The sequence below is a fragment of the bacterium genome, assembly GCA_024226335.1.
In the GTDB taxonomy this organism is placed as follows: domain Bacteria; phylum Myxococcota_A; class UBA9160; order SZUA-336; family SZUA-336; genus JAAELY01.
Map to the genome: position 1 here is coordinate 1 of JAAELY010000073.1, position 15,654 is coordinate 15,654.

Annotated in this window: 12 protein-coding genes and 2 rRNA genes; 9 read left to right on the plus strand and 5 right to left on the minus strand. The window is 60.7% G+C overall.

Going from position 1 to position 15,654, the window contains the following annotated elements:
* Positions 1-553: ribosomal RNA gene (locus GY725_03275) — 23S ribosomal RNA — on the plus strand; the annotation flags it as partial.
* Positions 554-686: 133 nt separating this feature from the next.
* Positions 687-803 (plus strand): 5S ribosomal RNA (gene rrf, locus GY725_03280).
* 82 nt (positions 804-885) lie between these two features.
* Here rrf and GY725_03285 read toward each other — a convergent pair.
* Positions 886-1,026, minus strand: a complete 141-nt coding sequence (locus GY725_03285) for a hypothetical protein (protein MCP4003197.1) — start codon at positions 1,024-1,026, stop codon at positions 886-888.
* Positions 1,027-1,405: 379 nt separating this feature from the next.
* On the opposite strand from GY725_03285, the gene GY725_03290 reads away from it, so the two are divergent.
* The gene (locus GY725_03290; GenBank protein ID MCP4003198.1) at positions 1,406-3,196 is read left to right on the plus strand and encodes a hypothetical protein; all 1,791 of its coding nucleotides are present in this window, start codon (positions 1,406-1,408) and stop codon (positions 3,194-3,196) included.
* Positions 3,197-3,439: 243 nt separating this feature from the next.
* Here GY725_03290 and GY725_03295 read toward each other — a convergent pair whose 3' ends face one another.
* A complete protein-coding gene (locus tag GY725_03295; protein ID MCP4003199.1) occupies positions 3,440-3,601 on the minus strand; it encodes a hypothetical protein in 162 nt (53 codons plus the stop codon).
* 31 nt (positions 3,602-3,632) lie between these two features.
* On the minus strand, positions 3,633-4,949 hold the full coding sequence (gene aroA / locus GY725_03300; GenBank protein MCP4003200.1) for a 3-phosphoshikimate 1-carboxyvinyltransferase: 1,317 nt from the start codon (positions 4,947-4,949) through the stop codon (positions 3,633-3,635).
* 140 nt (positions 4,950-5,089) lie between these two features.
* On the opposite strand from aroA, the gene GY725_03305 reads away from it, so the two are divergent.
* From GY725_03305 to GY725_03330, 6 genes are all read left to right on the plus strand, one after another.
* The gene (locus tag GY725_03305; GenBank protein ID MCP4003201.1) at positions 5,090-6,247 is read left to right on the plus strand and encodes an alanine--glyoxylate aminotransferase family protein; all 1,158 of its coding nucleotides are present in this window, start codon (positions 5,090-5,092) and stop codon (positions 6,245-6,247) included.
* A gap of 11 nt (positions 6,248-6,258) precedes the next feature.
* A complete protein-coding gene (locus tag GY725_03310; GenBank protein MCP4003202.1) occupies positions 6,259-7,863 on the plus strand; it encodes a phosphoglycerate dehydrogenase in 1,605 nt (534 codons plus the stop codon).
* Positions 7,863-9,170, plus strand: a complete 1,308-nt coding sequence (locus tag GY725_03315) for an adenylosuccinate synthase (protein ID MCP4003203.1) — start codon at positions 7,863-7,865, stop codon at positions 9,168-9,170. Before GY725_03310 ends, GY725_03315 begins: the two co-directional genes overlap by 1 nt.
* Positions 9,167-10,171 carry a tetratricopeptide repeat protein gene (locus GY725_03320; GenBank protein MCP4003204.1) on the plus strand — a complete coding sequence of 335 codons (1,005 nt, stop codon included), beginning with the start codon at positions 9,167-9,169 and terminating at the stop codon, positions 10,169-10,171. The genes GY725_03315 and GY725_03320 overlap by 4 nt, the downstream gene beginning before the upstream one ends.
* 251 nt (positions 10,172-10,422) lie before the next feature.
* Positions 10,423-11,244, plus strand: coding sequence for a DUF1194 domain-containing protein (locus tag GY725_03325; protein ID MCP4003205.1), 822 nt, complete (start codon positions 10,423-10,425; stop codon positions 11,242-11,244).
* Between the two features lie 130 nt (positions 11,245-11,374).
* Positions 11,375-13,024: a hypothetical protein gene (locus GY725_03330; protein MCP4003206.1), complete on the plus strand. Its 1,650-nt coding sequence runs from the start codon at positions 11,375-11,377 to the stop codon at positions 13,022-13,024.
* Between the two features lie 12 nt (positions 13,025-13,036).
* Here the strand turns inward: GY725_03330 and GY725_03335 are convergent, their stop codons facing one another.
* Both GY725_03335 and GY725_03340 read right to left on the minus strand, forming a co-directional pair.
* On the minus strand, positions 13,037-13,435 hold the full coding sequence (locus GY725_03335; protein MCP4003207.1) for a hypothetical protein: 399 nt from the start codon (positions 13,433-13,435) through the stop codon (positions 13,037-13,039).
* Positions 13,432-15,654, minus strand: a 2,223-nt coding sequence (locus GY725_03340; protein ID MCP4003208.1) for a hypothetical protein, incomplete at its 5' end; no start/stop codon positions are given. The genes GY725_03335 and GY725_03340, both read right to left, overlap by 4 nt.

Below are 15,654 nucleotides of genomic sequence, written 5' to 3' on the forward strand. Positions count from 1 at the left end.
ACTGACAAGTCGAGCAGGTACGAAAGTAGGACATAGTGATCCGGTGGTTCCGAATGGAAGGGCCATCGCTCAACGGATAAAAGCTACCCCGGGGATAACAGGCTGATTTTGCCCGAGAGTCCATATCGACGGCAAAGTTTGGCACCTCGATGTCGGCTCATCGCATCCTGGGGCTGGAGAAGGTCCCAAGGGTTGGGCTGTTCGCCCATTAAAGCGGTACGTGAGCTGGGTTTAGAACGTCGTGAGACAGTTCGGTCCCTATCTGTCGTGGGCGCAGGAGATTTGAGAGGAGCTGTCCCTAGTACGAGAGGACCGGGATGGACGCAGCGCTAGTGTACCGGTTGTCGCGCCAGCGGCATCGCCGGGTAGCTATCTGCGGATGGGATAACCGCTGAAGGCATCTAAGCGGGAAGCCCACCTCAAGATTAGATCTCCCTCGGACTTCGGTCCGCTGAAGACCCCTCCAAGATCAGGAGGTTGATAGGCCGGGTGTGGAAGCGCAGCAATGCGTGGAGCTAACCGGTACTAATCGGTCGTGAGGCTTGACCTAATCGTTTCACTTCTGGCATGTCCGCTCTGCGGGCATGCAACGATATATGGTTCGGCGCGTATTCAGCGTTTCACGGAACAAGCACGATTTGGTTCCGGGGGGGCCGGTTTCGACCGGTCCTCCCGGCTTCATTTTTCCCACCGTCTCTAGAGCGGGGGCCACACCCGATCCCATCCCGAACTCGGAAGTTAAGCCCTGCTTCGGCGATGGTACTGCCGGGCTGTCCTGGTGGGAGAGTAGCACGACGGTGGGTCTTCTCGATCAGAAACCCCGGTCCTCTCGGACCGGGGTTTCTCTGTTAATCGATTCGCGCGAAGTGCAGTGGGAAAGAGTGATCAGCGCTTGCGAACGGCGCAGTCCTGCTCGTCGCTGAGCATGCCGTGGATCGTGTGGGTCCGGCGACGTCTAGCCGACATACCCGTCAGTAGCGCCAGGCTGGTTAGGATTACCAGACTCAGGATCATGAGCTCGGACATGGGTCTCCCTCCGCGGCCCGTAGGAGGACGTTGGGATTTGATCTCCCGTTGCGCCTGGATTTCCGTTGCCAGCGCTCTACGTCCTGAGCCGATCTGTCGTTCGTTTTCTCCTATCGGACCCTTCTGCGGATACTTGAGCAGCATTGTTGCCTGTTATTGATCGACCGTCGGGCTCCGGCGCGCTGAGTTGAATCCACATTTGCGCCTTCTTCGAACACACGCGTCTATTCCCCTCAAGTCCCTGATCCGCGGCTCCGAAGTCTCCGAGTAGATCGTGGATCAGTGGATGGCTGGGAGGTTCAGAGTGCGGCGTATGACGGGAACGGCTTGGAGACTTACAGGAGCGGTCCTGCTGCTCGCTGCGGTGACTTCTGGATGTGTGAGCACATCCTGGGATACCGCAAGCGAGAGGAACACGATCGCGGCGTACACGAAGTTTCTACGTGACAATCCGGATTCCGAGCACGCAACGGATGCGGCCGAAATCATCGAGGTTCTTCGTGTACAGAACCATCTGACGATCAACTTCTACGAGGAGTTCGTCGGACGCTATCCTGACAGTTCATACTTGCCGGGTTTGAAGGCGCAGATGGCGCCCCTGTATTTCGAGCGAGCCCGCGCAGAGAACACGTCGGAGAGCTATCGCGCTTTCCTCGAAGCGTATTCGGAAGGCGACCATGCTCGGCGAGCGGTCGGCAATCTCGCATATGTCGAGAACGTTCGAATTGATCCGACTGCGACCGGGCTTCAGGACTTCGTCGCTGCGTATCCGGAAAGTGACTTCACGGATGAAGCTCGCGCAAGCCTCGAACTCTTCCAGTTTCGTCGTGCCACGAACATCGAACATGTGGGTCTACGGGTAGAGGTTTCGCCGAACGTTGCTCAGCCCAATAGAGTCAGGCGTGGCTTCGCAGCCATTGTCGCGGCCCAGTATCGGGACCTGGGTATCGAGGTCGAGTTGATCACTCAGGGCGCAGCGCCCACCGATGAAATGGATGGATGGCTGCGCCTGGACTACGAGGAGTCCGAAGCCTCCGGCCTCTTTGGTGGCCAGACACTTCTTTCGCGTTGCCGCGTGCGCCTTTTCCACAAGTCCGAGCCGGACGCACCGGTCTGGGACCGTACCTTCGAAGCACCCGCGGAACACATCCTGAAGGGAGCGCACGGTCGCGACAAGACCCTGTTCGGCAATGCGCGCTACCAGTTCTGGGATCGCTTTTTTATTCCCGTCTCGACCTGGGCAACGTCCAGCACGCGAGTCAATCGCATGGATTTCCTGGAAGACGTTGCTGCGATCGACATCGATGGCGATCGCGCCGCACTGCTGTTCAAACGGGGCGGTTTCAATATTCTGGACGTGTCTTCGCCACTCGAACCGAAGGTGATTGATCGCTATCGGCGCGATCAGGATCTCTCGCGATGGTCGGGTATCAAGATCCTGGACGAAAAGAACATCGCCATCTTCGGGCCAGACGGTGTCGAAGTGGTCGAGCGTACCGAGGCTGGGCCCAAGGTTCGTGGTAAGTGGGAAGTACACGATATCGGCGCGGTCTGGGGTGCGGATATCTTCGGCTCTACTCTGCTCGTCTCGGGCGCAAAGGGCATCCACGCCATTCGCCTGGAGCAGAGCGTGCTCACACCGCATCGCATGCTCGAAGGCGAGTTCGTAGGTGTCGTAGTTCGCGATCCATACATCTATCTGGCTCGCCCGAATCGCATCGAAGTGACTGCGCCGAAGTACCTGATGCGACATCTCTCCGGGTCAAAGGTGCGACTGGGCAATGGTTTCAATGCCCGCAAGATGCGCATCGAGGGTGACTTGCTCTACCTGGTCGGTGAATCGGAGACGGTCGAACTCTCCCTCGAGAATCCGGGACGGCCCACGATTGCGGCCCGTCTCGACTCCGAAAAGGTTGGCTCGATCGCGGATGTGATCGGCATCGGCTCCCATCTGTACCTGCTGGGCGATCGAGGTCTACAAATCGCGGCAGCTGATGGTGCATGGGTGAGCGACTCGATTCAGGTGGAAGCAACGGCCAGTTTCGAACGCAAGGAACGCTATGCATTCCTGATCGGCCAGCGCACCCTGGAAATCCTGGACCTGGGTCCATACTCCATGTCGCAGGTGGGAACTCCCGCGAGCGTCGAGAAGTCATCGGACCAGGAGTAGTCGGCGAGGGCAGCGCTCAGTCGCGCTGGGTCAGTTCGATCACATTCCCGTCGTAGTCGCGGAAGCGCGCGCGCTCCGGCCCCAGGCTTGCGCCCGGACCTCGTGAATGACGCTTGCTCCGGCCGCGCGCGCGTTTGCGCAGGCGGCCTCGAGATCGCGAACTTCGATCGCGATCTGTACGCCTCGCGTCGGGCCGTCCGACTTCGCCTCATACAGGGCGAAGTGAAGGAAGGCACCGTCGGTTCAAGAGGTTGCGCAATGCCGCCCGCTGACCCAGCGGTCGTCGCCACGGTGATCGTCGGGTGGCTTCAGTGCGATTCCGAATGCATCGCGAAAGAGCTTTGCCGAGCGCTCCAGATCGGAGACTTCAACCACCACCGCGACGAGCCTGTTGGTGTCGGCCACGTGTTTCTCCTACTGGACCGAGAGGGGTGGGCTACCCGTTGAGAAGGGCCAAGCGGTCGAAGAAGTCGGGAAAGGTCTTGGCGACGCAATCGGGATCTTCGATGACCACGCCTTCGACCGCGAGTCCAGCTACCGCAAAGCTCATCGCCATACGGTGATCTTCGTACGTCGCGATGCGGGCGGCGGTCACCTCTTTGGGCGGATCGATCACGATGTCCGTCTCGGTCACCTCGACGCTCGCGCCCAGCTTCTGGAGCTCGGTTTTGAGCGCCGCCATGCGATCGGTTTCCTTGATGCGCAGATTCCAGACATTGCGGATGCGTGTCTGGCCGCGCGCGAAACAGGCGACAACCCCCAGGGTCAGGGCGCTGTCGGGCAGGGCGTTCAGGTCCACATCGACGCCGTGTAGGTACTTGGGGCCCCGCACCGACATCCAGCGGGAATCGCGCTCTACGGAGCAACCCATTCGGCCCAGCACCTCGACGAAGCGTACATCGGATTGGAGCGATGAAGGCGCGAGACCATCGACGCGAACACGGCCGCCCGTAATCGCGGCCGCGGCAAAGAAGTAGGTGGCGGCGGTTGCGTCCGGCTCGATCGCGTAGGAGCGCGGTCGGTATTTCTGACCAGCGGGAATGCGGAAGCTGGAATCGCCGATGCTCTCGACCGAGATGCCGAAGGCGCTCATCGTTTCGATGGTCATATCGACGTAGGGGCGGGAGGTGATTCGGCCAGCGGTGATCTCGAGGTCCGTCTTCGCAAACGGAGCGATCATCAGGAGCGCGGACAGGTACTGGCTCGAGTTACTGGCATCCACGCTGATGCTGCCCCCCTCGAGCGCGGTTCCGTGGATCGTGAGAGGCGGGAAACCAGCAGTACTGCGGGCGCTGATACCCAGGTTCTGGAGCCCGTCGGCGAGTTCCTGGATCGAGCGCTCCCGCATGCGCGGCGTCCCGTCGAGGATGACCCGGCCCGGAACCAGAGCGCCGCAGGCCGAGAGGAATCGCATGGTCGTGCCTGAGGCGCGGCAGTTGATCGCGTGCAGCGGGATTGCGAACTCGCCGCCTGTGCCGTGCACGATCAGATCGTCGCCTTCCGCTTCGATCTCGACTCCGAGTCTCCCGAGTCCCTCCCGCATGGCCTGGGTGTCGTCGCTGTCCAGAAAGCCGAGGATCCGGCTCTCGCCGCGCGACAGGGCAGCGCAGATCAGAGCTCTGTTCGTGAAGCTCTTCGACCCGGGAACACGGATGACCGCGTCGGGTGCTGGAATGGGTGCGACCGCCAGTTCCTGCATGCCAATCGAAACTAGCACATCACCTAAATCATTGAAACAGAAGGTGAAACCCATTGCCGCCAGGTTCGCCACGTTGTTGCAACGCCGGTCCGGACACGATACCTTCGGCCTGGGTTTTCCACCCCCCGGGGGCTCCCAGGATGGGACGCCCCTGTCTTCTGCTGCCCAACAGTTGCCCAACAGGAGATCCCCCGATGCCCAAGTACCGCCTCCTGACACCGGGGCCGGTTGCCGTGCCTGAGCGCGTGCGGCTGGCAATGGCGCAGACCCTCTTGCACCATCGCGCCCCCGCCTTCATCCCCGTTTTCGCCGAGGTTCGCGAGAACCTCAGGAAGATCTTTCAGACCGAACAAGACGTACTGATTCTCACGAGTACAGGCACCGGCGCCATGGAAGCGGCGGTCAGCAACGTGTTCTCACCGGGTGACCAGGCTGTCGTCGTGCGTGGCGGCAAGTTCGGCGAGCGCTGGGGTGAGCTTTGCGAGACCTACGATGTTCAGGCGGAATACGTGGATGTCGAATGGGGGCAGGCCGTCAATCCGCAGGCGGTGAGGAGTGCCTTCGAACGCCTGCCCGATGCACGGGCGTTACTCGTTCAAGCCTCTGAAACATCCACGGGCGTCTATCACCCGATTCGCGAACTCGCCGAACTCGTACACGAGAAGACCGGTCGCTTGATCGTCGTCGATGGTATCAGCGGAGTGGGCGTGCACGATCTACGGACGGACGAGTGGGGACTCGACGTTGTCGTATCTGGGAGCCAGAAGAGCTGGTTGCTGCCACCCGGCCTCGGGTTCATCTCCCTGTCCGAACAGGCGCGCGCCGCGGTTCAGGATTCCACGATGAAGCGTTACTACTTCGATCTCCGCAAGGAAATCAAAGCGCAACCGGGCGACCAGACCACCTGGACTTCCGCGGTCTCGCTGATCGTTGGCTTGCGCGAAGCTCTGCGCATGATCCTCGAAGAGGGGTTGCAAAGCGTTTTTGCGCGTCACGAAGTTCTTGCAAAGGTCACCCGAGGTGGTATCCAGGCGATTGGGCTCGAACTACTCGCGGCGGATTCTCCCGCGTTCTCGTGCACGGCCGTCAAGGTGCCCGAGGGAGTCGATGGCAAGGCTTTCGTCAAGCAGTTGCGCGATCAGTACGACATCACGGTCGCTGGAGGGCAGGGGCATCTGACTGGGAAGATCTTCCGCATTGGACACATGGGAGACGTCGATGGCTTTGACATGTTGAGCGCGATCGCCGCGGTCGAGATGGCGCTTGCCGACGTGGGATTCCCTGTGAAGATCGGCGAGGGTTCGCGGGCAGCTACAGAGCTCTTGCGCCAACTCTCCGCACCCGAAGCGTAGATAGGAAACGCATGGCACGAGTATTGGTCTCCGACAAGCTCTCCGACGAGGGTTTGGCCGTTCTTGAAACGGCCGATGGAATTGATTTCGATCACCGCCCGGGGCTCGATCCCGATGAGCTTCGCAAGATCCTGCCCGAGTACGACGGACTGATCATTCGCAGCGGAACCAAGGTTACCGCCGATCTGGTCGCCGTAGCAGAGAACCTAAAGGTCGTTGGCCGTGCGGGCATCGGTGTCGACAACGTCGATCTCGGCGCGGCCACCGCCGCCGGTGTGATCGTCATGAACACCCCGGAGGGGAATGCCATCACGACCGCCGAGCACGCGGTTTCTCTCATGGCCTCTCTGGCTCGAAAGATTCCACAGGCCACGGCAAGCCTGCGGGCGGGCAAATGGGAGAAGTCGAAGTTCCAGGGCAAGGAACTCTTCGACCAGGTGCTCGGCGTGATTGGTCTGGGCAATATCGGCGGCATCGTGGCAGATCGCGCGCGCGGTCTGCGCATGCGCGTAATTGCGTACGATCCGATCGCAAGTGAAGACCGCGCGAATCGCCTCGGTGTCGACCTTGTTTCCCTGGACGAACTCTTCACACGCTCGGATATCGTCACCTGTCACGTCCCGATGACCAAGGACACACGCGGGCTGGTCGGCCGCGAGGCCTTCGCGAAAATGAAGGACGGTGTGCTGATCGTGAACGCTGCACGCGGTGGAATCGTCGATGAAGCTGCGTTGCTCGAGGCCATCGAGAGCGGCAAGGTGGCCGGCGCAGCGCTCGACGTTTTTGAGCAGGAGCCACCTCCGTCCGACCATCCACTATTGCAGCGCGAGGAAGTGATCGGCACTCCGCATCTCGGTGCCGCGACTGCGCAAGCACAACTCAATGTGGCGATTGCGGTTGCCGAGCAGGTGCGGGACTACCTGACGATTGGCGAGGTTCGCAATGCGGTCAATCTGCCGTCTGTTTCGGCAGAAGACCTCGAGGGCCTGCGCCCCTACATCGTGCTAGGCGAGAAGATCGGTCTGTTTCACGGGCAGATGTGTCGCGATGGGATCGAGGAGATCGACGTCGAGTATGCAGGCGAGGTTGCCGAACTCGGTGTGCAGCCGGTGACGATCGCCGTACTCAAAGGCTTGTTGACGCCCTGGGTCGGAGATCGGGTCAACTTCGTCAATGCGCCTGTCGTGGCTCAGGAGCACGGCGTACGTGTGATCGAGTCAAAGGCTGCCCAGCCAAAGGATTTCGTCAGCCTGCTCACGGTGCGCGTACGTTCGCGTGGTGGCAAGAGCATGCTCGTCGCCGGATCGATCTTCGGTCGGACACAGCCGAGGATCGTGCGCGTAGATGACTTCCGGTTCGAAGCGCTTCCCGAAGGTTCGATGTTCGTAATCTTGAACGACGATCACCCCGGAGTCGTGGGGAGCATCGGCACCTTGCTGGGGAAGGCAAAGATCAACATCAAACGGATGCAACTCGCACTGCACCTCGAGACCGGGCAGGCCATTCAAGTTTTGAGCGTCGATCCAACACCCTCTGATGAGGTCGTTGAGAGCGTGCGCGCACTACCCGGAATCGAGAGCGCTCAGCTACTCGATCTGGGAGAACGGATCACCTGATGCCAAACGTAGTTTGTGTTGGAGCGCAATGGGGGGATGAAGGCAAGGGCAAGGTCGTCGATCACCTCAGTGGTAGCGCCGACCTCGTGGTGCGCTTCCAGGGCGGCCCGAACGCGGGGCACACGCTGGTCGTCGACGGTGAGACGACGGTTCTTCACCTGATCCCGTCGGGCATCCTGGTTCCGGAAACGCTCAATCTGATCGGTCCCGGAGTCGTGATAGACCCCGATATCCTCTTGGGCGAGATCGCCGGACTTCAGGAAGCGGGAGTAGCCATTTCGCGTGAGCGACTGCGGATATCCGATCGCGCGCACGTCATCTTGCCGATTCATTGCGCACTCGATCAAGCGCGCGAGGAAGCGCGCTCTATGATCACGATCGGTACGACGGGCCGCGGTATCGGACCTGCGTACGAGAGTCGGGCTGCGCGAACGGGCATTCGTGTATGCGACCTGCTCGAGCATGATACGCTGCAGGAGCGACTCGAAGCTCTTTTGGAAGAGCGGAACTTCGTGCTCGAGAAGCTCTACGGATGGGAGCCTGAGAGTGCCGCGCAGACCGCGGAGCGGGCATTCGTATGGGGAGAGAAGCTCGCGCCGTACGTCGATGATGTGGGTGTGACCCTCGATCGAGCGCTTCGCACCGGTCGCTCGGTCCTGTTGGAGGGGGCCCAGGGTACGCTACTGGATATCGATCATGGCACGTATCCTTTTGTGACCTCTTCGACGACGCTTGCTGGTGGCGCATGCGCGGGGGCTGGTATTGGTCCCACGCGCATCGACTACGTGCTCGGGATCACCAAGGCCTACACGACTCGTGTCGGTGGCGGACCCTTTCCGACAGAAGATACCGGAGCCGCGGGGCAGCACCTGGGGACGATCGGTCAGGAGTTCGGTGCGACGACGGGCAGAAAACGTCGCTGTGGCTGGCTGGATATGGTCGTTCTGCGTCACGCAGCGCGAGTGAATGGCATTTCGGGCCTGGCTTTGTTGAAGCTCGACGTGCTCACGGGCCTGTCCGAAGTGAAGGTCTGCACGGGTTATCGCGTCGAAGGAAAGGAAATCAACGAGTTTCCGGCGAGCTTGAAGTTGCTCGAGGGTTGCGAGCCTGTGTACCAGAGCTTCACCGGCTGGGACGAGGCGATCAACTCAGTGAGACGGACCGAAGACCTGCCTTCCGCTGCCAGGGATTACGTACGATGGATCGAAGACCAACTCGGAGTACCTGTCGACCTTCTTGGCGTGGGTCCGGCACGCGACGAGACGATTCAACGCCTGAACCCGTTCAAGCAGAGCAGTATTCGATGAAGTGGCTGGGGCTTGCGGTTCTATTGCTGGCGCTAGCCCCGGACGTCGTCCGGGCGGATCCTCAGTGCGCAAAGAGCTGTCGCGCCCTGGCCGAGAAGGGTGAGCTGAAACAGAGTGTTGGACTCCAGGGCTGCATCGTCCGCGTCTGCCAGGAGGACGGTCGTCGCCTCTACCGCGACGCCAAACACGAAGAGGCGCTGAAGACACTCGACTTCGTGGGTGAATGGTTGGCCCCGAGCGCTGCCTACCAACTCGATCTCGGTCTGGTGTATTACGCACTCGGCCGCTTTGACGACGCGCTGAAATCATTCGACCTGGTCACGAAACTGTTTCCGGACGGTCTGCGGGGCGGATCACAACGCGCATTCGCGCTCTTGCGCCTCCAACGTTTTGCAGAGGCACAAGAGCAGTTCGAGAAGATGCTCGAAGCACCTGCGGCCAAACACGAGTTCCGCGGTTTGAAGACGGAGTCGTACCTGCGCGGATATATCGGGGCAACTCAGCTCATGCGGGACAACCCAAAGGAAGCTGCTGTTTCGCTGAAGAAGGCAATGAAGATCGATCCGCGCAACACGCTCGCATCGACCTATCTGTTCCGCGTCTTGCCGGCTTTTGAAGCCGGAAACCTGGGCAAGGAAGGCGTCTTCATGCTCCTGGTGGCATCCGAAGACGTCGGACTGCGGAATTTCGATCGCGCCGAGAAGCAACTGGATTCGTTGCTTGGAAAGTTCCCGAAGTTCGGCGAAGCCTACGCTCTACAGGCCGAACTCCTGTTCTCGACTTACCGGTACGGCGAATGCGAATCGAAGCTGCTTCGGGCCGAGAAGTATCTGCCCGATGACGTGGATCTGAAGGTCCGCCGCCTGCGCTGTTCGCTTCTCCGACACGGGCCCAATACCGAAGCCGCTCGGCCCGCGCTCGAAGAGATCAAGAAGCTCCAAAGGCAGCATCCGAAGAATCTCTTGATTCGAGAGATCCTGATCGCCCTCGACCAGGCCTGACGCCCGCGCAACCCGAGTTTCGGACCGCTTTCCGAGCGAATCGAGAGCCGGAAACTTCGAGGCAATTGGTTCGTCATTCAGCCTGTTTCCACAGCGTTTTCGCCCCTGTGGTTATCGGGGGTGCGTCTCTAAGTGCTTGAGTTGCCAGTGGAATTTGAGGTAGGATCTATTGATCGGGATTTGGTGACGAAAACGCCGGTATCGCTCCTGAGTTACTGGCTCCTGCGCACGCAAATCCCCGGAGGTCCACCATGGGGAATCGATTGGGTGTTGTTGCGCTGATTTTGGCGCTGGGAGTCCTGCTGGTCGCGAGCGAGGCCAGTGCGGTCCTGGTCGATGTCGAGTTGCAGCTACTGGTTGATGTCTCGGGCAGCGTGGACGGGCCAGAGTTCAGTTTGCAGCGCAGTGGGTATGTGAATGCTTTTCGCGACGCTGACCTCGTAGCACAGATCCTGGATACCTCGGGTGGGCGCCTCGGGGCGACGGCCGTGCAATTGATCTACTGGTCCGGTGTGGGCGAACACAAGATCGCGATTGACTGGATGCTGATCGATAATGAGATGCACGCGACCCAGTTCTCGAATCTGGTTTCGATCGCCGCGCGTCCGGTGTTCTCGGGCAAAGGTCAGACTGGACCCGGATCTGCAATCGAGTTCGGTACGCCGCTGTTCGAAGACAACGGCTTCGAAGGCGACTTGAAGATCATGGATGTTTCCGGCGACGGCTCGCAGAACGACCCAAAGGACGATCCGGCGCATACCGCCGCGGCCCGCGATGCGGCGCTTGCTGCGGGAGTCGACACGATCAACGGCATTGTCATATTGAACGAGGAGCCCGAAGCCCTCGGATTCTATGTCGATAACGTAATCGGTGGTGCCAACGCGTTCGTGATTCCGGCCGCGAATTTCGATGCTTTCGATGCTGCCATTCGAGCCAAGCTCTCTGGCGAGATCGGCGAAGACGTTCCGTACGGAGCTACAGCTGCCCCGATTCCGGAGCCCCGCTCGGAGCTGCTTTTCCTTGCGGGCATGCTGCTGGTCGGCTTCTGCTTGCGCTCGGGGCTTGCGGAGTAGTCCCGGACCATTCCTGCACGGCTGCCCACGTCCTATAATCGACTGTGCAGCATCCTGGGGCCGATGATCCGCTGGACCGACCAGCGGAAGGACCTCGAAACGGCATTGCATGGCGGGGAGGCGAAGCCTGGTGGCACTTCCAGAGGCAGAGCGGCTCGTCACCGCGTCTCTGAGGCACGTCGGTTCGCACGGACACGACGGGACTGGCGCCCACGAAGAATTTCGCAGCGAGTCCGGTGAGATCATGCTCATCGTCGCTGATGGCAGCCACGATCGCGGGGCCGGGGGCGTTGCGAGTGCCCTGTGTGTAGATGCACTCGGCGAGAGTTTTCTCTCCGGTCCGGCTTCTCCCCTGAAGCGCCTCGAAATCGGCATGCGCAAGGCGCGAGAGGCGGTCGCGACACAGGCCAGCCGAAATCCGGCGATGGCCAGCCTGGGAGTCAGCGCAGTCGCCATGATCTTCGAGCCTCTCGGCACCGCCTGGCTCGCCTGGATGGGAGACTGCGCGGCATTCCGGGTTCGTTCGAGGCGCGCACAGTGCCTGACCGGAGATCGCTCTGGCGCCGACCGGGAAGAGGGCGCCACAATTCTGCGAGTGGAGGCCCGGCCCGAGGACGCTTTTGTCCTGTGTTCAACCGAGCTGCTGGGTTGCCTGACGAAAAGCGAGATCGGAGAACTGGTCGCAGACTACTCGCCTCGTAAAGCCGTACAGGCGCTCGAGCGCCGGATCCTTTCTTCTGACGCTGCGGGTTGTGTCACCGTGCAGGTCGCATCGAAAAGCACCCCTGTGGCGGTGCGCGCCGTCGACTGGGTGGCGCCTCCTGATGACGAGCTAGACGATATCTACGCGCGGAATGAATCCAGCCGGGGCAATGGCATCTGGCCCGCGGCCGCGGCACTGGCCGGAGTCACCTTGCTCGGGGGAAGTGGCTACGCGTTGTACACCAGCGGTGTGTTCGACAAGCCCGAAGGGCCTCCTCCCGCTGTCTCATCGCAAGAAATCAATGGCGACAGCGAAGAGCGCATCGCCCGTGTGCGGAAGCAAGAGCCCACACGACCAGAGCCCCCACCCAAGAGCAAGATTCCCGAGCGGGTGCCGCTCGCAGAGAAGCCGGTTGCGGAAGTCCCGGTTGCGGAAGTCCCGGTTGCGCAGGCGCCAGTCGTCGAGAAGCGGCCCGCGCAGGTGCAGGTCGCGAAGAAGCCGGTTGCGGAAGTCCCGGTTGCGCAGGCGCCAGTCGTCGAGAAGCGGCCCGCGCAGGTGCAGGTCGCGAAGAAGCCGGTTGCGGAAGTCCCGGTTGCGCAGGCGCAGGTCGCAGACCCTTCGGAACGCGCGTCGACTCCTGTGTTCAAGCCGTTTGCTGTTGGAGATCCGCTGCCGACTGTCGCGTCCGCATCCGGGCCCTTGCGTGACCAGTTTCAAACCGCAGGTTCCGTTGCAAAACCCGCCCGTCGACCGCCTGCGCCGGCCGTTCGTGACGTTCGAGATTTTCTCGAGGCGTGGGAACGCGCGGTCTCTGAGCAGGATTTCTCTCTCTATCAGAGCCTGGGGCTTCAGCTCACTCGCGCGCAATTCGAACGAAGCTATATGCGCCGCGAGCGTGTCGACCTGCGCTTCCGTCTTCTAGCCCGCGAAGTCATCTCCCCCGGTCGCATGCGGTTGCGACTATTCATGACCTACTCGTACTGGGATGGCACAGCGACCCGGTCGACGGAGCGCGAGCGTTCGATAGAGGTGAGTTCGACTGTCCGGGGGCTGCGCTACGTGCGAAACCTGCGCTAGCTCTCGCGGCGTTCAGCGCTGCTTCGCGAATTTCCAGAAGCCATCGCGTTTGCGCAGCAACCTCTCGTGCGACGCGCTCTTCTCGATGCGCTTGCCTGTCTCGCGATCTGTGAATCGATCACGGCGGTCGAATCGGATGCGTAAACTATCGGAACTATCCCTGGCGATGATCTGCAAATTCTCGATTTCCGCGTTGTATTCCGCGACGACGTTCTCGAAGTAGACGCGTAGCTTGCGGTCGCGAGTCGGGTCTGGATTCTCGTACAGCCTCGCGATTTCGGCGACGTTACCGTGGTCCAGAGCCGCTTCGTAACGCTCCAAGAATCCCTCTACGCTTTCATCTGCAATGGCGTAATTCGAAGCGCAAAGGGCCAGGACGCCGACCCATGCAACCATGCGGGTGTAGATCACGATGCTTGTCGGCTTTGACGCGAAGACGCGAGTGCCAGGCCGAGTGCTGTGAGCAGAGCCCAATACCCGAGCCACGGCAGGATGGGTATGGGTGTCGCGGGCTGGCTCCCCGAGTCGTTTGGATTGCTACCTGCTGCGACTTCAGTTCCGTCGCTGTATCCATCACTATCGCTGTCGGGATTGTTTGGATCGGTGCTGTAAATCGCCACCTCATCACCGTCGTCGAGTCCATCGTCGTCGCTGTCCGCATCGTTCGGATCGGTCGCGAGCGCCTGTTCCTGCAGGTTGTTCAGGCCGTCGCTGTCCGGGTCGCCCGTCTGCTCGCCCGCAGCCAGTGGGTTGAAACCGTTGTTCGCTTCAAAGCCGTCGTTCAGGCCGTCGCTGTCACTGTCGGGATCATTCGGGTCGGTGCCCCAGGTGATTACTTCGAAGCCGTCGTTCAGACCGTCGTTATCGCTGTCTGAGTCGTTCGGATCCGTTCCCTGGGTTTGCTCCTGTAGATTTGTAAGGCCATCCGTATCCCCATCCATGCTCTCCTCTCCGCCGATCAGTGGATCGAAGCCGTTGGTGGTCTCGAAACTATCGACCAAGCCGTCGTTGTCGGTATCCGTGTCGTTAGGATCCGTCAGGTGGATGTGTACCTCGTCTCCGTCGCTGAGTCCGTCGCTATCCGTATCTGCGACGTTTGGGTTCGTCCCGGCCGTCTGTTCCTGAATGTTCGTCAGTCCGTCGATGTCAGGATCGAGCAATTCATCCCCGCCGAGTAGCGGGTTGAAACCGTAAGCGGCTTCGAAGCCATCCAGCAGTCCATCGTCGTCGCTATCGTCGTCATTCGGATCAGTGCCGTGGACTGTGACTTCGTCGCTGTCAGTCAGGCCATCTGAATCGGTATCCGCGAGGTTCGGATCGGTTCCCTGCGCCTGTTCAGCCAGGTTGCTGAGTCCATCGAGATCGGGATCCCCTGTCTGCTCGCCCGGTGCCAGTGGATTGAAACCGTTGTCGACCTCAAAGCCGTCCAAGAGTCCGTCGTTGTCGGTATCCGTGTCGTTGGGGTCAGTGAGTTGGGTATTGACCTCGTCGCCGTCACTCAGTCCGTCGTTATCGCTATCTGGATCGTTGGGATCGGTCCCCGCGAGTTGTTCGCCGAGGTTGTCGAGTCCGTCCACGTCCGGGTCCTGCGACTCCTCCCCGCTCACGAGTGGATCGAACCCATTGGCGATTTCGAATCCATCCAGCAATCCGTCGTTGTCCGTATCTGTGTCATTTGGATCGGTGACGTGAGTGTTGACCTCCTCGCCGTCACTCAGTCCGTCGTTGTCGGAGTCGGAGTCGTTGGGGTCGGTCCCGGCGGCCTGCTCTTGTAGATTCGTCAGGCCGTCCACATCAGGGTCGAGCAGTTCCTCTCCACCAGCCAGTGGATTGAAACCGTTGTTGACCTCGAACGCATCGGACAGACCGTCGTCGTCGGAATCCGAGTCATTCGGATCAGTCGAGTGCAGGAAGACCTCATCGGAGTCGTTCAGTCCATCACTATCGCTGTCGGCGTCGTTCGGATCGGTACTCTGCGCCTGCTCCTGGAGATTGTTCAGGCCATCGACGTCGGGATCCTGGCTCTCCTCGCCGGTGACTAGTGGGTTGAATCCGTTGTTGACCTCGAATCCGTCGAGCAGTCCATCGTTGTCGGTGTCGGAGTCGTTGGGGTCGGTTCCCGCAGTCTGCTCCTGCAGATTGGTGAGTCCGTCGGTGTCTGTATCGACGCTCTCTTCACCGCCGACCAACGGGTCGAAGCCGTTGTTGACCTCGAATCCGTCGAGCAGTCCGTCGTTGTCGGTGTCGGAGTCATTGGGATCGGTTCCCGCGGTCTGCTCCTGCAGGTTCGTGAGTCCGTCGGTGTCTGTATCGACGCTCTCTTCACCGCCAACAAGCGGGTTGAATCCGTTGTTGACCTCGAATCCGTCGAGCAGTCCATCGTTGTCGGAGTCGGAGTCGTTGGGATCGGTCCCTGCGGTCTGCTCCTGCAGGTTCGTGAGTCCGTCGGTGTCGGTATCGACGCCTTCCTCACCGCCGACCAACGGGTCGAAGCCGTTGTTGACCTCGAACCCATCGAGCAGTCCGTCGTTGTCGGTGTCGGAATCGTTGGGGTCGGTCCCTGCGGTCTGCTCCTGCAGGTTCGTGAGTCCGTCGGTGTCTGTATCGACGCCTTCCTCACCGCCAACAAG